The sequence below is a fragment of the Bradyrhizobium sp. CCBAU 11430 genome (genome assembly GCF_028128855.1).
Taxonomy (GTDB): Bacteria; Pseudomonadota; Alphaproteobacteria; order Rhizobiales; family Xanthobacteraceae; genus Bradyrhizobium; species Bradyrhizobium ottawaense.
Genome location: NZ_LBJV01000007.1, coordinates 205,880 through 224,650, shown reverse-complemented (window position 1 = coordinate 224,650; position 18,771 = coordinate 205,880). Strand labels below are relative to the sequence as shown.

At 62.8% G+C, this 18,771-nt stretch carries 18 protein-coding genes; 6 read left to right on the top strand and 12 right to left on the bottom strand.

What is annotated here, in order from left to right; genetic code table 11:
* Positions 1-3: 3 nt before the first annotated feature.
* Positions 4-1,806 (bottom strand): AMP-binding protein, encoded by a 1,803-nt coding sequence (locus tag XI04_RS05835; RefSeq protein WP_271608107.1) that lies wholly within the window; start codon positions 1,804-1,806, stop codon positions 4-6.
* Positions 1,807-1,919: 113 nt separating this feature from the next.
* Positions 1,920-3,119, bottom strand: a complete 1,200-nt coding sequence (locus XI04_RS05830) for an ABC transporter substrate-binding protein (RefSeq protein WP_038948946.1) — start codon at positions 3,117-3,119, stop codon at positions 1,920-1,922.
* A 670-nt stretch (positions 3,120-3,789) separates the two neighbouring features.
* Between XI04_RS05830 and XI04_RS05825 the strand changes: the two genes are divergently transcribed.
* Positions 3,790-3,933 (top strand): hypothetical protein, encoded by a 144-nt coding sequence (locus XI04_RS05825; RefSeq protein ID WP_154694137.1) that lies wholly within the window; start codon positions 3,790-3,792, stop codon positions 3,931-3,933.
* Between the two features lie 52 nt (positions 3,934-3,985).
* Here XI04_RS05825 and XI04_RS05820 read toward each other — a convergent pair whose 3' ends face one another.
* The 4 genes from XI04_RS05820 to XI04_RS05805 all read right to left on the bottom strand — a co-directional run bounded on the left by XI04_RS05820 (position 3,986) and on the right by XI04_RS05805 (position 7,852).
* Positions 3,986-4,963 (bottom strand): HEAT repeat domain-containing protein, encoded by a 978-nt coding sequence (locus tag XI04_RS05820; RefSeq protein WP_028143604.1) that lies wholly within the window; start codon positions 4,961-4,963, stop codon positions 3,986-3,988.
* 2 nt (positions 4,964-4,965) lie between these two features.
* On the bottom strand, positions 4,966-5,199 hold the full coding sequence (locus XI04_RS05815) for a 4Fe-4S dicluster domain-containing protein (protein ID WP_007593252.1): 234 nt from the start codon (positions 5,197-5,199) through the stop codon (positions 4,966-4,968).
* A 32-nt stretch (positions 5,200-5,231) separates the two neighbouring features.
* The gene (locus XI04_RS05810; protein ID WP_028143603.1) at positions 5,232-6,974 is read right to left on the bottom strand and encodes a fumarate reductase/succinate dehydrogenase flavoprotein subunit; all 1,743 of its coding nucleotides are present in this window, start codon (positions 6,972-6,974) and stop codon (positions 5,232-5,234) included.
* Positions 6,975-7,078: 104 nt separating this feature from the next.
* Positions 7,079-7,852: a ferredoxin--NADP reductase gene (locus tag XI04_RS05805; RefSeq protein WP_028143602.1), complete on the bottom strand. Its 774-nt coding sequence runs from the start codon at positions 7,850-7,852 to the stop codon at positions 7,079-7,081.
* Between the two features lie 190 nt (positions 7,853-8,042).
* On the opposite strand from XI04_RS05805, the gene XI04_RS05800 reads away from it, so the two are divergent.
* From XI04_RS05800 to XI04_RS05780, 5 genes are all read left to right on the top strand, one after another.
* Positions 8,043-8,339: a gamma-butyrobetaine hydroxylase-like domain-containing protein gene (locus XI04_RS05800; protein ID WP_028143601.1), complete on the top strand. Its 297-nt coding sequence runs from the start codon at positions 8,043-8,045 to the stop codon at positions 8,337-8,339.
* 188 nt (positions 8,340-8,527) lie between these two features.
* Positions 8,528-9,304, top strand: coding sequence for a Crp/Fnr family transcriptional regulator (locus tag XI04_RS05795; protein WP_095426564.1), 777 nt, complete (start codon positions 8,528-8,530; stop codon positions 9,302-9,304).
* A gap of 181 nt (positions 9,305-9,485) precedes the next feature.
* Positions 9,486-10,907 (top strand): ABC transporter substrate-binding protein, encoded by a 1,422-nt coding sequence (locus tag XI04_RS05790; protein WP_271608109.1) that lies wholly within the window; start codon positions 9,486-9,488, stop codon positions 10,905-10,907.
* Positions 10,904-11,800 carry an ABC transporter permease gene (locus tag XI04_RS05785; protein ID WP_028143598.1) on the top strand — a complete coding sequence of 299 codons (897 nt, stop codon included), beginning with the start codon at positions 10,904-10,906 and terminating at the stop codon, positions 11,798-11,800. The genes XI04_RS05790 and XI04_RS05785 overlap by 4 nt, the downstream gene beginning before the upstream one ends.
* On the top strand, positions 11,797-12,669 hold the full coding sequence (locus XI04_RS05780; RefSeq protein ID WP_183236006.1) for an ABC transporter ATP-binding protein: 873 nt from the start codon (positions 11,797-11,799) through the stop codon (positions 12,667-12,669). Before XI04_RS05785 ends, XI04_RS05780 begins: the two co-directional genes overlap by 4 nt.
* Positions 12,670-12,682: 13 nt before the next feature.
* Here XI04_RS05780 and XI04_RS05775 read toward each other — a convergent pair whose 3' ends face one another.
* Genes XI04_RS05775 through XI04_RS05750 form a run of 6 tightly spaced genes read right to left on the bottom strand, consistent with a single transcriptional unit; the run spans position 12,683 to position 18,767 of the window.
* Positions 12,683-13,810 carry a mandelate racemase/muconate lactonizing enzyme family protein gene (locus XI04_RS05775; protein ID WP_271608110.1) on the bottom strand — a complete coding sequence of 376 codons (1,128 nt, stop codon included), beginning with the start codon at positions 13,808-13,810 and terminating at the stop codon, positions 12,683-12,685.
* 48 nt (positions 13,811-13,858) lie between these two features.
* Positions 13,859-14,896 carry a tagatose 1,6-diphosphate aldolase gene (locus tag XI04_RS05770; protein ID WP_271608111.1) on the bottom strand — a complete coding sequence of 346 codons (1,038 nt, stop codon included), beginning with the start codon at positions 14,894-14,896 and terminating at the stop codon, positions 13,859-13,861.
* Positions 14,893-15,804 carry a sugar kinase gene (locus XI04_RS05765; protein ID WP_271608112.1) on the bottom strand — a complete coding sequence of 304 codons (912 nt, stop codon included), beginning with the start codon at positions 15,802-15,804 and terminating at the stop codon, positions 14,893-14,895. Before XI04_RS05765 ends, XI04_RS05770 begins: the two co-directional genes overlap by 4 nt.
* Positions 15,805-15,848: 44 nt before the next feature.
* Positions 15,849-16,922 (bottom strand): ABC transporter ATP-binding protein, encoded by a 1,074-nt coding sequence (locus XI04_RS05760; protein WP_271608113.1) that lies wholly within the window; start codon positions 16,920-16,922, stop codon positions 15,849-15,851.
* Between the two features lie 5 nt (positions 16,923-16,927).
* Positions 16,928-17,932, bottom strand: coding sequence for a zinc-dependent alcohol dehydrogenase family protein (locus tag XI04_RS05755; protein ID WP_038970445.1), 1,005 nt, complete (start codon positions 17,930-17,932; stop codon positions 16,928-16,930).
* A gap of 7 nt (positions 17,933-17,939) precedes the next feature.
* Positions 17,940-18,767 (bottom strand): carbohydrate ABC transporter permease, encoded by an 828-nt coding sequence (locus tag XI04_RS05750; RefSeq protein ID WP_028143591.1) that lies wholly within the window; start codon positions 18,765-18,767, stop codon positions 17,940-17,942.
* Positions 18,768-18,771 lie beyond the last annotated feature (4 nt).

Below are 18,771 nucleotides of genomic sequence, written 5' to 3'. Positions count from 1 at the left end.
CTCTCAGACCCGGATCACATCGGCGCCAGCTTCGTGGGTGTAGAGACGCTCAACCTGTTCGGATCGAACTTTCAGCACCGCGCGTTGGTTGACATAGGCCTTGTCGGTGATCTCGCCTGCCGCCATTGATGGCGGGTCTTTCAGCAGAACGAAGGAGCAGATCCGTTCGCTGCTTCCGACGGTCTCATTGTAGTCCCGAAAGCGATCCAGCAGGAACCCGACCACGGCGGGATCCGAGGTCAAATCCGCACCCGGAGTTTTCGAGATCCGTGCGGCCTCCGTGGGATTCAACCAGCAGAGCAGCGCGCACGCCTCACGATTTTCGCCCGCGACCACCATGTCGAGCAAGACACCGCGCGTTGCGGCCAGGATTGCCGCGCGCATATTGCCGATCGAGACCCAGGTCCCATTCGCAAGCTTGAAGTTCTCGGAAATTCGTCCGGTAAAGCGCAGCCCGAGCTCAGGCTTCTGCGGATCCAGAAACGAGACAGTATCGCCGATGCGATAGAAGCCTTCCTCGTCGAAGGCCATTTCCGTCAAATCCGGCCGCCCGAGATAACCCGGCGTGACGTTGGGTCCCTTGACCCTGACCTCGTAAGTATCCGAGACCGGAATGAGCTTGAGCCGCAGTCCCGGCGCGGGAAGACCGATCTCGCCGGGTCGATCTGTCGCCCAATGGGTCGTACTGATGGTCGGGGCGGTTTCGGTCGTACCGTAACCCGACATGACCGGAATTCGCCGGCCGGTCACCGAGAGTGTCAAGCGATAGAGCTTCTCCAGCGTGTCCTTTGAAATTGCAGCGCCGGCATAACTCATTCGGTCCACCCGCTTGAAGACACTGGCGCCCAGATCGAGATCCTTCTCGACCGCGTCACACAGCAGGTTATAGCCGGCAGGCACGTTGAACATGGCGGTCGGCGACACTTCCTTGAGATTGGCGACAGTCTTATGAAAGAGCTGCGGCAGCGGACGGCCGTCGTCGATATAGAGCGTCCCGCCGTTCTTGAGGATGCCGTGAAGAATGACGTTGCTGCCCATCGTGTGGTGCCAAGGCAGCCACTCCACCTGGACTGGCGCAGCCGGAGGAGACACGAGCTGGCTACCCATTTGCAGGGAGCTTGCCATCATGCGGTGGGTGTTGAGCACGCCTTTCGGAAAGCCTGTCGAACCCGACGTGAAGAGTATCTTGGCGACCGCGTCGCACGAGACCGCACGAGATGCCTCGGCAAATCCGTCGCACGCGGTTTTGGCTGTGAGGGTACGGAAGGGCACCGTGTCCGGCGCGCCATCGACACTGATCCAGGTCGCGGCCGCCAATTCCGGAATGGTACGGCCTGCGGAAAACTCACGTCCGCTTTGGACGAACACGAAGCTCGGGCGCAGCACTTCGGCGATGTCCTTGAGACGAGCAAGTCCACCGGGCATCAGCGTGTAGTTTGGCGATATCGACGCCAGGATGACGCCGATAGACATCGCCGCAAACGAAACCACGGCGTTCTCGATCGAGTTTCCGGAGAGGATGGCCAGCTTGTCCGCTGGCTTTGCGCCCAGATCAAGCAGACTTTGGCCTACCGCCTGGACCTGAGACCATGCCTCGCTGTAGGTGATCTCGTCCCACCCACCCTTCGCATTGCGCTGCGCGAGGAATATCCGGTCCGGGGTGGTGCTTGCCCAGCTCGGCAGAAAGTCCGTGATACGCCAGTCACACGGCTTCCACTCGAGGGGTGAGCTCAATATGAGCGCGCCATCTGGTCGGCGCACGATTGAAACCTCGCGCGGCGCAAACGTCAGTGCCTTCGTCGACATCGAATTGATCTCCTGAAGTACCGGAATGGCGATCGCAGCCGTTGCGCTCGTGTCGCGCAGGACGCCGGCGCCGGCACGTCGTCAATGCCGCTCGCCTCTCGCCTGTTACGTGCTCATTCGGACCTGGCGTCCAGCACTTCTCCGAAGGCTTCCCAAGTCGATCCGGTCCATCGCTGCAGGCGCATCTGCGTCCAGATCATGTTCTCGGTTTCGCTGGTGTTGATCTTGATGCCCGGCAGTGCGGTCGGGACGACGAAGTCCCGGAGGTTCTTGGCCTGAGCCAGGATGTTCTTGCGGGACAGGTCATCGCCGCATTGTTTCAAGATCTGTTCCAGCAGGATGCCCTGCTGATAACCGGTGAGATAGCTGCCGTTGGTGATATCGACGCCGGGCAGATATTTGTCGATAAACGCCCGATAGGCCTGCATGCCGGGATCATCTTTCCACTTCGGATCCACGACATCCTTGTTGATGGTGCCGACGATCACGCCAGTCGACTTGTCGAGGCCGGCCGGCGTGAGCGTGCCTCCAACCGAGCCGGACGGAAAGTTGATGATGACGGTCGCCTTCCAGCCAATCAAAGAGGCCTGCCGGATCGCCTGCGCAGCGAATTTCGGCGTGCCCGCGATCATCAGGGCATCCGCACCGGAGCTCTTCAGGTTGGTGATCTGCGAATCGACGGTCGGTTCAGTGACCTCATAGGACGCGGTGACGACCCTGCGATCGTAGTCCTTACCGAGAAACGCCTTGAAGGCGTTGACGTAGTCTTTTCCGAGGTCGTCATTCTGGTAGAGGATCGCATATTTGGCGTTCGGCAGAGCCTTCGTGAGGTATTTTGCGTAGATCTTTCCCTCGGTATCGTAGCTGACGAGACCTGTCGTGATCAGCGGGTAACTGGCGACGTCGGTGAACTTGGACGATCCGCTGACGATCGCGATGCTGGGCACCCCTTTCGACTTCAGGTATTTTGACGTTGCCGAAATGGCGGGAGTGCCGAGCTGACCGAACATGAATGCAACTTCATCGCTCTCAACGAGCTTGCGAACCTGCTCCACGGCCTTGGGCGGGCTATAGGCATCGTCATAGGCGACGTAATTGATCTTGCGCCCGCTGATGCCGCCGCGATCATTCAGGGACTGAATGTAGGCGATCAGCCCCTTGCCCACGAGACCGATCGATGAAGCCGGTCCGCTGAACGGAAACACCCCGCCAATCTTGATTTCCGTCGCCGTAACCCCGGGCTCGTCGGCCGCGAATGCCGGGCTGCCCAACAGCACGAGCAGAACGGCAAGACTCTTCCATCTCGGCAACATCGGCATCCTCCCTGATGCGCACTCTTCGGGTGCGCCGTTCAATTCTTGTGTGTCTCTACGGCTCGCCAGGCGTCATGCCGTGCGAGATCGAGCGCGCTCGCCAAGCGTCGATGGCCAAGCGCGTCAACCGTTGCGGCTCTTGGATCGGCCGCCTCATTCCTCGAACCTACAGTTCTTTTTTTGAACTCGTCAAGCGCTTAGATGCATCACCCCTGACAAAGGACGAAGCGCTTGCGATCTTGCGAAGAGTTGTACTCATAATTCGACAGCGGCACGGGTAGAGGCTGATACCGATTCCAGGCGCGGAGACGCCCCTTTCGGCCCCGGATATCGCGCGTCACAATACAAGACCAGTTCATTCTGTTCTTGAACTTACGAGATGATCGGAGGTGAACCGTAAAATGGCACCGAGGGCTGCGCTGCAACACGCCCGGCCAGCAGGCCAGCGATCCGCTTAGATGCGCGGCGCTCGATTGAAGGGCTCAGGCCATAGACAAAGGAACGTCAAAGCGGGAGCACGCTTCACTGAGAGGGGAGAATTCCAGGGTCTTCAAGACGTTCCGGGCGCAGGCGACGCCGCCCGTGATCTCGCGACACGGACGCTACGGGTCCAAGTTCGTGGATGGCGCCAAGACGTTCAAGGTCGGACGGCAGCGACCCTGATTCCAAGATGGGGTCGCTCGCCAATCCGCGCTGCGCGGAGCGATTGTCAGACTACAAGGTGCCGGAAACAGTCTCACTGCGCATGACACCGCCACCGCGCAATGCAAACGGCAAGGTTCTGAAAGCCGCGTTGCGCGAGAGCAAGACATGAAGGTCGCCACCTGGCACAACGGTACAATAAAGCTGTACTGGCCCTTTCCGCCCTACGGCCCCGCCTTCCCCTTTCGCGCGGCGATCTGCTGTAGCGCCCAGCGCGCGTTCTTGCGCACGTCAGGATCGGGATCGTTGGCGATCACCACGAGGTATGCCTCGCCTTCGGGGGCGGCGATCTCGCCGAGCGCGGCAGCCGCCTCCTTCCGCAAATTCGCCTGCTCATGGTTGATGCAGTTACCGATCGGACGCAGGGCGCGCTCGACCTTCATCTTGCCGAGGCTGCGGATCGCCTTGAGCCGAACCTGCCAAAACCCGTCGGCAAGTGAGACGATAAGCTGATCGGCGGCGAGCGAGCCGTTGACGTTGAGCCCGAGCGTCTCGGCTGCCATCTCCCGGACCATCCAGTCCGCATCCCTGAGTGCGCGGGTGATCGTCTCGGCCGCAGGCTTCATCTGGGAGAAGGCGAGCGCGCTCACCGCGGCGCGGCGCACATGGGCGTCGGGATCATGGATCAGCGCGGTGAGCGCCGGGATCGACTCTTCGAGCTTCAGGAAACCGATGACGCCGATCGCCTGCACGCGGACGGCCGCGTCACCATCCTGGAGCGCTTCCAGCGCAGGCTTCAGCGTGTCCTTGCGGCGCAACTCCTTGAGCGCGCGCAGCGCGCCCATGCGGACGAAGGCGTGGGCATGCTTGACCAGCGGCAGGATGATTTCGGCGCAAGCGGGATCCTTGAATTCGGCCAAACTGTCGGCTGCGGCCGACGCCACGATCCGCTCGGGATCGACGAGCAGCTTGACCAGTGCATTCGCCGCTTCCCGCCCGTCGAACTCGCCGAGCGCCATCGCGACCTGCTGGCGCACGCCCGCGTCGGGATCAGACACCATGTTGGCGAGATGCGCGACCGCAACCGGATCGCCGGAATGGCCGAGCGCAATGATGGCGACGCGCCGCTCGGCCGGATCAGCGGCTTGCAACCGCTCGTCGGCGTCTTCGAGATCGTCATAGGATTCGAACGGACTCGACATGACTACCTCAAGAGATAGGGAATGTTCACGGTGACGGCGCCGGTCGGGCAATCGGCCTCGCAGGGCATGCAGTACCAGCACTCGTCATAGGCCATGTAGGCCTTGTTGGTCATGTCGCTGATGCGGAGCACGTCGAGCGGGCAGACGTCGACGCAGACGGTGCAGCCCTTGTCGGCGATGCATTTGGCGTCGTCGACGACCACCGGGACCGACGTCTGATAGGACGCGAGAGGCATCGTAGATCTCCTGTTGCTTGTCGTTCGATGGATCAGGCGGTCGCGCGGATGCGCTGCTTGTCGTAGAGGTCCTTCTCGTCGTCCGCGATCGGGACGACATAGGGTTCGACCGCGCGCTTCTCACTGGTCATCCTGCCGTTCTGTTTGCTCAGCAGGGTGTGGCAGAACCAGTTCTCGTTGTCCTTCTCCGGGAAATCCGTGCGCCAGTGATAGAGGCCCCAGCGGCTCTCCTCGCGATACAAAGAGGCATGTACCGCCATGTCGGCGCAGTCCATGATCGACTGCACTTCAAGGGCGCGGAGCAGCTCGTGTGCGTTACGTGCGATCATATGCTCCTGCATGTCTTGCCGCGCCTCGGCGAGGCGGCGCATGCCGAGCTCGTATTTGCGCGTGACCTTCGGCGGCTGGAGATAGTCGTTGACCAGGCGCCGCGTCTTGTACTCGACCTGGTTCGGCGGAATGCCGTCCTCGCGCCTGGTCGGCGCCATCACGCGGTCGCGCTCCCTGGCCACGTCGGCGGCATCGAACTCCGCGAAGTCGTGGCTGTCGGCGAACTCCATCGCGTCGATGCCGGCCACCGCGCCGTTGGTGAAGGCGCCGAGCATGTAATTGTGCGGCACGCTCGCCATGTCGCCGGCGGCGTAGAGGCCGGGCACGGTGGTGCGCGCATTGTCGTCGACGAACACGCCGGAGGCGCTATGGCCGGAGCAAAAGCCTATCTCGGAGATGTGCATCTCGATCGAATCGTTGCGGTAATCGACCCCGCGTCCCTGCTGGAACAGGCCACGCGTCGGCCGCTCCACCTTGTGCAGCGTTGATTCGATTTCCGATATCGTATCCGGGTGGAGATGCTTGAGCTGGAGGAACACCGGGCCCTTACCCGACAGCAGCTCGTTGTAGAATTCGAGCATCATCTGTCCGGACCAGTAGTCGCATTCGATAAAGCGCGATCCCTCGTTGTTGGCGGTAAAGGCGCCGAAGGGACCGGCGACATAGGCGCAGGCGGGACCGTTGTAATCCTTGATCAGCGGATTGATCTGGTAGCATTCGAGGTTCGCAAGCGCGGCGCCGGCGTGATAGGCCATCGAATAGCCATCGCCGGAATTGGCAGCATTCTCGTAGGTTCCGAACATGTAGCCGGAGGTCGGCAGACCCAGGCGGCCGGCCGCGCCCATGCACAGGATGACGGCCTTGGCCTTGATCACCAGCATCTCTGCGGTACGCGTATTGACGCTGACCGCGCCAGCGATGCGCCCATCTGCCGACTTGAGCAGTCGCGTCGCCATGTAGCGATTGGAGATCAGGATTCGGGCGCGCCGGAGCTGGCGGTAGAGCGCCTTTTTCACTGTCTCGCCGTTCGGCATCGGCAGCACGTAGGTGCCGATATGATGCACCTTCTTGACGGCGTAGTCGCCGTTCTCGTTCTTCAGGAAGCGGATGCCGAAGCTGTCGAGCTCTTCGATGATGCCGTAGCAGTTCTGCGCGTACTTATAGACCGCCTTCTGGTCGACGATGCCGTCATTGGCGATGGTGATTTCCTTGGTGTACTGCTCCGGTGTCGCATAGCCGGGGATGACGGCATTATTCAAGCCGTCCATGCCCATCGAGATCGCGCCGGAGCGCTTGACGTTGGCCTTTTCGAGCAGGACGACGTTGGCCTTCGGATTCTTCAGCTTCGCCTTCAGTGCAGCCATCGGGCCGGCTGTGCCGCCGCCGATGACCAGCACATCGCAGGAAACCTCCGAAAGTCCGTCGACGATCTGATCTAGTGCCATCGCTTGCTCCTGGTTCGCCGGCATTTCCGGCGCCTTTGCATCAGATTTGTTCAGAGGGCGTCGCCGCGATAGCAATTAGTTGTCGACGGGACGCGATTTGCGCCTCAGCGCTCGACGAACGCCTTTTCGATCACGAAATGCCCGGGCTGGCTGTGGTTTCCCTCGACGAAGCCACGCGCGGAGAACATTGCGGGCAGTTCCTCCAGCATCGCCGGGCTGCCGCAGAGCATGATGCGGTCGGTCTCGATATCGAGGCTGCCCTGCCCGATATCGTCGAAGAGCTGGCCCGAGGCGATCAGATCGGTGATGCGGCCACGATTCCTGAACGGCTCTCGGGTGACCGTCGGATAGTAGACGAGCTTGTCGCGGATCAGCGGTCCGAAGAACTCGTGATTGCGGAGGCCTTCGACCACGTGCTCGCCATAGGCGAGCTCAGAGACTTGGCGGCAGCCATGGGCGAGCACGATCGTCTCATAGTTCTCGTAGACGTCGGGGTCCTTGATCAGGCTGGCGAACGGCGCGAGCCCCGTGCCGGTCGAAAGCAGCAGGAGGCGCTTTCCCGGAATGAGGTTGCCGGTGATCAACGTCCCCGTCGCCTTGCGGCCGACCAGGATGATGTCGCCTTCGCTGATCTTCTGGAGGCGCGAGGTCAGCGGACCGTCCTGCACCTTGATCGAGAAGAACTCGAGCGCTTCCTCGTGATTGGCACTCGCCATGCTGTAGGCCCGCATCAAGGGCTTGCCCTCGACCTCTAGCCCGATCATGGCGAACTGGCCGTTCTGGAAGCGAAAGCCGGGATCGCGCGTCGCGGTAAAGCTGAACAGGGACTCGGTCCAGTGCCGGACCGACAGAACCGTCTCTTTCTGAAATGCGCTCATCTCGTCTCCGTGCCTCGATCGCGCACAAGGTTTCGGAGAGACGGGCATCCGGCAACGCGGAAGTGAAACTCCCGGTCGATTAGTTTCACATTTCGCGGGCGATGATCGGAGAGCGGCCGGCGTTGGCAACTAGTTGCTATTCGCACTCGTCTGCGACGCCGTAGAAGAGGGTCGGAGATACGTCATGACCATGACCTTGGTAGTACCGACCGTGGCCGACTACGAAGCGAGCGCCGATCTGGCGATGCTCCTCGTCCGCACCACGCTGGACGACGCGCTGAGCGTCCCTGCCGAAAAACTTCGCCTCTCCTGCAAATGCGCCCACTGCATCCGCGCCCGCTTCGACGGCCGTTTCCCCGAACACTTTCCCGGCATCGCCATCACCGAGATCGGCGATCTCGGCTATGGGCTGAACATCTCGTTCTCGGACGGACATAACAGGGGGATTTACCCGAAGACGTATTTGCTGAGCCTGGCGGGGCGCTGACCCGCATCCACACACGTCATTCCGGGGCGCCCGAAGGGCGAGCCCGGAATCCATAACCCCCGCTCGTGGCTATGGATTCCGGGCCTGCGCGCTTTGCGCGCATCCCGGAATGACGCAGGAAGTTTGCGCTTTCTCATCTGGCACGGACATTGCTCCTCTTTAGAACGATTTGAACGTTCCGGAGGCAGATGATGTTGCAGGCGGCGAATGCGGTGCGCGGGGCTGTTCCCCCGGCAGTCCGGCCTGCAGGCAGCTCCTCGCTGCTGCTCACCGAGAACCAGCAATGGATCGGCGGGCCCCCGCCGCTGATGGATAAGCTCTCCCCGCGGGAGCGGGAGCAGGTGCTGAAGCAAGGCCGCCGAAAAGTGCTCAACCGCGGCCAGACGCTGTTCAGCCAGGGGGGCAAGCATGACGGCATCTGGCTGATCGAGAGCGGCCGTATCCGGGTGTTCTACACCTCCCCACTCGGGCGCGAGATCACGCTGGCCTATTGGCATGTCGGCAATTTCGTCGGCGGGCCGGAAGTGTTCGAGGGCACGGTGCATCAATGGTCCGGTGTTGCGTCCAGCAATTGCAGCGTCGTGCACCTTCCCGGAAAGGAGCTGCGATCCCTCGCCGTCGAGATCCCGAACCTTGCGATCGGCCTGATCGAAGGCCTGACGTTCAAGGGCAAATGCTATTCGGCTCTCGCCCAGATGCTGGGAACGCGCTCGATCACGCAGCGCCTTTCGCATTTGCTGCTGCATCTCGTCGAGCTCTATGGTGTTGAGGACGCCGATGGCAGGGTGATCGCAGCCGCCTTTACCCATGCCGACATCGCGCACATGGTCGGTGCCACCAGGCAATGGGTCACGATCAGCCTGAAGCGGATGCAGGAGAAGGGAATCGTGCAAACCAGGCGGTCACAGATCGTGGTCTGCCGGACGGACGTGCTGGAGGAGATGCGCGGCCACGCATCCGATTGACCGAATTTGCGACCATCGCCCCTGCTCAGGCAAGCGGCTTTATAGTGCAGAACTGCTCAAGGAGTATGCAATCAGCCTTTCCCGGCAACTAATCGACTGCAGCGCTCATTCCGGATTTGCCCTGTCCGGGCCCTCACCCAATCATGGCAACCACAGCACATCCAACCGAATGAGGATGAGAATGGTCCGCCGTCTTTCCACGCTCTCGATCGCGACGTCGGTGACGTCGCTGGCCCTTCTGGTCGCGCAGCCGGCCTCGGCGGAAACCGTCACGCTTGGCATCGGAACGCAGGATACGACAACCAACACGGTGACCGCCGGTGTCGTCATCCGCCAATTGCACCTGCTCGAAAAATATCTGCCGAAGGACGGCAAATACAGCAACATCAAGTTCGAGCTGGAGTGGCAGAACTTCACCTCCGGCCCGCCCGTCACCAACGCGATGATGGCGAACAAGCTGCAGATCGGCATGATGGGCGACTATCCGCTGATCGTGAACGGCTTCACCTTCGAAAGTAACCCCGAAAGCAAGAGCCGGCTGATCGGTATCGCCGCCTACAGCCTGTCCGGCTCCGGCAACGGCATCGTCGTTCACAAGGACTCGCCCTATTACGATCTCGCTGATCTCAAGGGCAAGCTCGTCAGTGTACCGTTCGGCTCCGCCGCCCATGGCATGGTGCTCAAGGCGATGCAGGACCGTGGCTACACGTCCGACTTCTTCCAGCTCGTCAGCCAGAGCCCGGAGGTCGGCTCGACCAATCTCCAGGAAAAGAAGATCGACGCGCATGCCGACTTCGTTCCCTTCGCCGAGCTGCTGCCGTTCCGCGGCTTCGCGCGGAAGATCTTTGACGGCGTCGAGACCAACGTACCGACCTTCCACGGCATCGTGGTCCGCACCGATTTCGCCGATAAATACCCGGAGGTCGTCACCGCCTATCTGAAGGCGGTCATTGCCGCCAATCAGTGGCTGCGCGACGATCCCAAGCTGGCCGCGGAGAAGATCCAGGAATGGACCGGCATCAGCAAGGAAGTGGTGTACATCTTCCTGGGGCCCAGCGGCAACATGACCACCGATCCCACGGTCAAGCCGGCATTGATCGACGCCGCCACCGCCGACGTCAAGGTTCTGCAAAATCTCGGCCGGATGAAGGAATTCGATCCGAAAAAATGGGTCGACGATGGCCATATCCGCAAAGCCTATGCCGAGATGAAGCTCGATTACGACGCGCAGCTCGCGAGCACCAAGAATTACGAGATCGCCGGCGAAGACACCTTCTGCAAGAAGCCGATCACCGATCCGCGCAAGGCCGGTGAGGTCTGGGTGGATGATGCCGGCATCATGCCGTTTGCGTCCGCGGTGTGCACCCTGGGGGCCTATGCCGACTTCAAGGCCAAGGGCAAGAAGATCAACGTCGCCTACGTCTTCGACACCACGCGCGGCATCAAGCTGTTCGCCGACCAGGCCTTCTTCGCCGTCGGCGATGGCGACGTCGCGCCGTTCCTGCTGAAGAAGGACGCCGAAGCCTATGCCGCCAGGATCGGCGGCAAGGTGCTGGGCTTCGACGACGCGGTGAAGGCGGCGGTCGGCGGAGGCAAGACGTGAGTAGTCCCGCCATCCTCAGACATCCCGAGGACAGCATGCCGGCAACAGCCATTGCAGAGACGGGCGTGGAGCCCGTCGCCACCCCGCCCTCCTTCGGAACGCTCGCGCTGCGCTGGTACCGACTGAACCGCGGCGGCCTGCGCGCGATCGCGATCGGCATCACCTCGCTGCTGGCATTCCTGCTGGTCTGGCACCTGCTCACGACCTATCGCGTCGTGTTCTTCGTGCGATTCACCAATGTGCCCTCGCCGCTCGCGGTCTATGCCAGTTTCACCAAGGCGATCCACGATCCCAAATTCCTGATGCACATCGTCTTGAGCTGCCGGCGCATCCTCGTCGGCTTCTCCCTTGCAGCCATCGTCGGGGTACCGCTCGGTCTCGTGATGGGCCGCTTCAAGCTCGTCCATGAGATCATCTTCCCGGTCGCCGAAGTGCTGCGACCGATCCCGGCAATCGCCTGGGTGCCGATGGCGATCATGCTGTGGCCGACCAACGAGCAGAGCATCGTCTACATCACCTTCCTCGGCTCGTTCTTCCCGATCCTGGTGAATACACTTCACGGCATGACGCTGGTCGATCCCGTGCTGGTGCGCGCAGCACAGTGCCTCGGCGCGCGGGAGCGCTCGATCTTCCGCGAGGTGTATTTTCCGGCGTCGCTGCCGCACATCTTCACCGGCCTCACGGTCGGCATGGGCGTAGCATGGGTCTCGCTGATCGCGGCCGAGATGATCTCCGGCCAGTACGGCATCGGCTACTTCACCTGGGAGGCCTATTCGCTGGTCCAGTACGCCGACATCGCGCTCGGCATGATCGCAATCGGCGTTCTCGGCCTGGGATCGAGCCTGCTGATCCGGGGCGCCGGACAATTGGTGATGCCGTGGAGAGCAAAATGAGCGAGATCCCCGCCAAGGCACCGCAAGGCCATATCGAAGTCAGGAGCTTCTCCCTCAGCTATGACGGCATCGAGGGACCGGTCCAGGCGGTCACCGATACGCAGATCCATGTGAAGCCGGGCGAGTTCGTCTCGATCGTCGGGCCCTCCGGCTGCGGAAAATCGACGCTGCTCAATGCGGTCGCGGGCTTCCTCAAGCCGACCACCGGTATTGTCACCGTCGACGGCGAGCGTGTGAGCGGACCCAGTGCCGAGCGCGGCATGGTGTTCCAGCAATATTCGCTGTTCCCCTGGAAGACGGTGCGGGAGAACGTCGAATTCGGGCTGAAGATGCGCGGCATGCCTCGCTCGCAGCGTGAGCGCGCCGCCCGGACGCTGCTCGGGCTGGCGGGCCTGGAGGCCTTCGAGAAGCACTATCCGGAAAAGCTCTCCGGCGGCATGAAGCAGCGCGTCGGCATCGTCCGCGCGCTCGCCACGGGGCCGAAAGTGCTGTTGCTGGACGAGCCCTTCGGTGCACTCGACGCCCAGACCCGCGTCATCATGCAGCAGATCCTCACCAACATGTGGCAACGGCTGAAGATCTCGGTGCTGTTCGTCACCCACGACATCGACGAGGCGATCTTCCTGTCCGACCGGGTCTACTGCATGACCGCGCGCCCCGGCTCGATCAAGGCGGAGATCCCAATTCCGCTGGAACGGCCGCGACAGCAATCCATGATGATGTCCTCGGAATTTTTGGCGCTGCGCCGCGGGCTGATGTCCCTGATCCGCGAGGAGAGCCTGAAGGCGATGGGCGGCGAGATCAACGACCTCGGCATGCGCGGATTGAACATCGAGCTGCATGGCCAATCTTTGGCCGAGGTACTTTAGGCGAAGCACTGATCTAGATGCTGCGATAGCGATCGATAGCTGAAAGATCCGGCACTGTTCCGAGCCCCGGGTCGTCACTCAGCTGAACCGTGCCTTCGCGCACGTCGACCAGGGAGCCGCAAAACAAATCGCGCAGCGGATTGTCGTTGGCGTCGACCTCCAGCCAGCCATCCCCTCCGATGCCGGCAAGCAGATGAGCCGAGGCAAGCAGTCCAACGCCGCCGCCGAGATAGTGCGGGCAAAACGTCTTGCGCGCGTCGAGGATGTCACGCGCCAGTCCGACACAGACCGTGAGCCCGCCCCACTTCGCGATGTCCGGCTGAACCACGCCGAGCACGTCCTCGGTCAACACCTGCCTGAAGCCTTCGGCGCTCGAGATGTTCTCGCCGGCCGCAATCGGCATGTCCGCGCCTGCCCGCAGTCTTAGCCATTCTTCGCGTGGCCGATCGGCGCGGATAGGCTCTTCCAGCCAACGCAGATCGAACCCGCCAAGCCGCTCCAGCATCTGAAGCGCTTGGTCGACCGACCAGCCCTGATTGGCATCCGCCGCTAGCATGCCCGCGCCGACGATCTGGCGCAGAGCCGCGAGGTTGCCGAGGTCGATGTCGGCGCCGAATCCGACCTTCAACTTCAATGCGCGATGACCTCGCTCGAGTGCGGCTTCGGCCGTCTGCGTGGCTCCGCCGGGATTGATGCCGCTGGCATAGACCTTGATCGTACTGCCGTGCCCCCCGAGCAGCCGCCAGAGCGGCAAGCGCCGACGGCGCGCCGAGAGGTCCCATAGCGCGAGATCGATGCCCGCGATCGCCTGCGCAAACGGACCGGGTTCGCCGCATTGCAGCGCCAGCACTTCGGTGCCCCTCGTCAGGCTCTCGAAGGCTTGAGCCGGACCGTCGAATTTGCGCCCGACGAGACCGGGCGCGAGCACCTCGTTCACGAGTCGCGCACGATGCTCCGCACCGGGCGCGGGAAAATTCGACCAGGCCTCGCCCCATCCCTCGACGCCATCTTCATCGACGGCGCGAATGAAGACGGCGGGGCGGTTGAGCATGCGGCCGAACGACGTCACCACCGGCGTCGCCAACGGATAGCGATAGCAGAGCGCTTCGATCGAGCGGATGGTGAAGCTGTCAGACGTCATGTTGCAGATCCTGCGACCGAGATCGGACCACGCGGAACGGCCATCAGCTCAATACGCGCGCGCGAAGTCCCCTTCCCGCTTGATATCAGTGAATACGGGAAAGCGCGCCTTCCAGGGCGTTCCCTTGGCCTTTGTCAACTCGTTGAACCGTTCGAGCACACCAAGGCCATCCTTGCGCAGGCTGGCGGAAACCGCCGCGCGGTCCGGGAAATTCTTCAAGACGGCATCGAGCCAGATCGTGCGGCCCGCCAAAAACCCGCCCGCGCCCGCGGCATAGGCAAAGTCGAGTACCCGTTCGAATTTCTCCGGCGCAGCACCGCCGGAGAGCAGCACCCAGGGGATGCTGCGCGCGCGGCAGATGTCGCCGATCGCATCGAACTCCGTCTGCGCGGCTTTCGCCTCGGCGCCGCCATCCCGGGCAGGCAGATTGTTGGCCGCCAGCGGGCTCTCCAGCTTCAGAAGGTCGACGCCATATTCCGGCTTGGCGAACTCGCGCACGCTCTCGATGACCAGACCTGGAAGTTTTTCGGGCGACTCCACGTAGTCAGCGGTGTGATTAGCGCTGCCGAGGAACGGATAGACCAACAGCTCCAGGACGTAGGGAATGTCGTGACGGGCGCAATCCTGCCCGATCTCGCGAACGAACCGCTTCTGATGCTCGTTGACCGCAGCATCGGCGTCCGGCCGGTACCACGCCAGCACCTTGACGGCGTCGCCGCCCATGGCGCGGATCTTCTCAACGCTCCAATCGGTGATCGCCCGCGACTTGCGTCCGCCCGATGTCTCATCCACCCGGTGCTCTTCAAGGGTCATGATGAGACCGCAACGCGGCGGCAGAAGATCGATGGCCGCGGGCACCGCGAAATTCGGATCGAACAGCATCGAGCTGCAATGTGGCGCGAGGTTCTCGACGAGCAGACGCTTTGCTGCCGTCACGTCGGAATACTCGACCTGGTCCCGCGTAATCCCCTTTGCTTTCGCAATAGCGTCAAACAGCGGCGGCCGCTGATCCAGCGCGACCATGCGAAAATGACCGTCCGCGTCGGCCAGACGCGCCAGGCCGCGGTTCTTTCCAATCGTTCTCATGGCTTCGTCCTCATGAATGCAAGACACTCGTTGATGGTGGGGATTCCGTTGCGTCCGCCTGCGTGGCGGCATTTCATTGCGGCCGCCGCGGCGGAAAACGCCATCGCGTCGCGCACGTCGAGGCCGGCGCCGACCGCGAGGGCATAGGCGCCATGGAAGACGTCGCCGGCGCCCGTGGTGTCGACCACATCGACCGCGAAGGCCGCCTGCCGGTGCAGGCGGCCGTTCTCGTACCAGCTCACACCCTCGCCACCGCGCGTCACGGCGATGATGCGACACCCGAAGCGGGCGAGCGCGGCGAGGGTTTCATCCTTGGCCGAGCCGCCAAAAGCCGTGAGCGCGGGCTCGGAGAAGATTGCGTGGTCAGTCAGGGGCAACAGCCGCTCGAACACCTCGGCATCGGCCATGTCGCCGTCGAGCACCGTCGGGATCCCGCGCGCGCGGGCTTCGCGGAACAACGTTGCCGCCCCCTCGACCCAGCGCGGATCTGCCAGCACCGAGGATGCGCGGGAAACCGTCTCCAACGGCAGCCAGTCGGCTGCTTCCGGATAGAGACCGCGGAAATTGACGATCTGCCGTTCGCCCGAGCTGTCGACGATGATCCCGGAGACCGACGAGCGGCCATCGGGAAACAGCCGGAAATTCTCGACATCGATGCCCTCGGCGCCGAAGGCGGACCGCATCTCCTGGCCGGCGGCATCATTGCCTGCCCGGCCCCAGAACGCGACCGCCGCGCCGAGCCTTGCAACCGTAACCGCGGCGTTGGCGGCCATGCCGCCGCCGAGGGTCCCGTAGCCGGCGGCCTTGATCTTCTCGCTTCTGCCTGCAAAGAGCCGGTCGACGCGCCAGATCTGATCGAGCGCCGACAGCCCGAGGCAAATCACCTGCACGCGATCCGCCTTGGACACGAGCTCTGCCAGCGCCGACGGATTTCCAATGTTCGCTGGCGATCTCACCGCAAGGCCCGCCCGTCTGCGGCGTCGAACAGATGCGTCCGGCCGGGTTGCGGGCGGAGGCTGAGGCGATCACCGACCTTCGGTCGTAGCGACGGATCGACCCGCGCGATGGATGCCGCGCCGGCAAGATCGAAATGGATCAGCGTGTCCGAGCCGAGCGGCTCAACGAGCTTGACGTTCACTGCAATGCCGTCGGCGGCATCGGTGGCAACGGCAAAATGTTCGGGACGAATGCCAAGCACAGCGCTGCCGGCCCGCCGCAGCCCGTTTGCCGTCTCCTCGCCCAGCGGCACCACCGTTCCGCCTTGCGAAAGGATCGCACGCTCCTGTCGCCATTCGACCGGAAAGAAATTCATGGCTGGCGAACCGATGAAGCCGGCCACGAACTGGTTGGCCGGCCGCTCGTAGACCGCCTCAGGCGTGTCATATTGCTGGATCATGCCGCTCTGAAGCACCACGATGCGGTCGGCCATGGTCATGGCCTCGATCTGGTCATGCGTCACGAAGACCATGGTGGTCTTGAGCTCCTGCGACAGCGCCTTGATCTCGGCGCGCACCTGCCCGCGCAGCTTGGCGTCGAGATTCGAGAGCGGCTCATCGAACAGGAAGGCTTTTGGATTGCGCACGATCGCACGCCCCATGGCGACGCGCTGGCGCTGGCCGCCGGAGAGCTCCTTCGGCTTGCGGTCGAGATACGGCTCGATGTGCAGCAGCGACGCCGCGCGCTTCACCCGCGCGTCGATCTCCGCCTTCGGCGTTCCCCGCAGCTCCAGCGCAAAGGACATGTTGTCGTAAACCCGCATGTGCGGATAGAGCGCGTAATCCTGGAACACCATCGCGATGTCGCGCTGCGCCGCCTGCACGCCGTTGACGCGCGTATCGCCGATGTAGAGGTCGCCGGAGGAAATCGGCTCGAGGCCTGCGATGATCCGGAGCAAAGTCGACTTTCCGCAACCGGACGGGCCGACGAAAACCACGAATTCGTGGTCCGCGATCTCCAGGTTGAGATCGGGGATCACAGTGAAATTGCCGTAGCGTTTGGTAAGGTTGCGGATCGAGATCGAGGCCATATCGCTTAGTCCAGCGCCAGTACAGGCTTGATCAACTCGCCTTTGGCGAAGCGGGCGAAATTCTCGGGCAAAGCGGACAGGCCGAACTCGCCGTCGACGAGAACGCGGTATTCGTCCTTGTACCTGCGCAGCAGTTCGACGTTCGGCTCGAAATCCGAAACCGGGAAGTAGAAGGTCCGGATCATGTAGAAATCCTTGCGGCGGAACACCTTGCCTTCCTCGATGGTCCAGGGCGCGGCGTTCTCGCCGACCAGCACCAGCGCCCCGCGCGGCAGGACGAGCTCGATACCGAGGTTGCGCGCCGCGTGCGCGCCGGAGCATTCCATGATGAGGGCGAACCGTTTCGACGTGTCGCCGACCGGATGCGGTTTCACGCCGAACGATCGGGCGATATTCAAGCGTGCAGCGTTCGGATCGGCCACGTGGATGTCGTCATAACCGAGACTACGGAGCGCCAGCACGACGCCGAGACCGACGGGCCCCGCTCCCATCACGAGGACCGCACCTGCCTCGTCCGGCTGCACTACGCGACTGACGAACCGCACGGCGTGGCCGGAGGTGCCGATGGTGTCGAGCAAGAGCGGCGCGAGGCTGTCCTCGATATCGTCGGGCACCGGCAGCAGGCAGTTTTCCGGCACCGGCACGTATTCGGCGTAGCCGCCCGGCCTGTTCCAGCCGATCAGGCTCGAGACCTCCAGGCACATCTGGGTGTCGCCGCGCTTGCAGGCCGCACAGTGGTCACAGTGCAACGGGATATAGACGGCGCAGCGGCGGCCATGCAGGCGATGGCCGGACTGCTCGACGACGCCAAAAATCTCGTGGCCGGCGGTGAACTCGGCGCCTTTGTGCCAGAGCTTGAAGTCCGAGCCGCACAGCGCGGTGCGCGAGACCCGTACCAGCACCTCGCCTGCCCCAACGTCGGGCATCCGTACCGGCTCGATGGTGATGCGTTCGTGACCATGGAACACCGCAGCCTGCATGATCGCGTTCGGACGTGGCGTTACGTTCATCAGATACCTAACCTTTCACCGCGCCGAGCGTCAGCCCGGACACCAGCCAACGCTGAACCAGAGCTGCCAGTACCAGCGGCGGCAATGCGATCAGCGTCGCCGCGGCCATCAGGGCGCCCCATTGCGTCGAGCCTTCGCCGATGAAATTGAATGCAGCCGCGATCAGCGTCTTGGTGTCGCCATTGGAAAGCACCAGCGCAAACAGGAAGTAGTTCCACGAGAATACGAAGGCCAGTATGGCCGAGACGGCGATGCCGGACGCCACCAGCGGCAGCGCGATGCGCCAGAGGATGCGGGTGACGCTGCATCCATCGACCTGCGCCGCCTCGAACACGCTGCGCGGGATGCCGTCAAACGACGGCAGCAAGACCCAGATCACGATCGGAAGCGTGATCACCGCGTGGCTGAGGATTAGCGCCGTGTACGACCCGATCATGCCGACCTGCCGGAACATGACATACCACGGCAGCAGGAACAGCGTTCCCGGTGCCATGCGCGCCGCGAGCGTCAGGATCGCCGGCCACGAAATACGCGTCCAGGAGACGGCGAACGCGGCCGGAATTCCGAACAGGAGCCCAAGCGCGGTCGAGCCGACGGTGACGATCAGGCTGTTGAGGGCATAGCTCAGGAACGGCGTCGTCTTGGTCAGCTCGACATAATTGTCCAGCGTCGGCGTGAAGATCAGTGTCGGCGGATAGGCCGTCACCTCGAAGGACGGCTTGAAGGAGGCCAGCACCATCCAGACCGTTGGCGTCATGATGATAACGCCGGCCAGCACGAGCTGCACCAGGTTGAGCCAGCGTATCCAGCGGTCGGTGTTGACTGCGTCGGTCATGAGA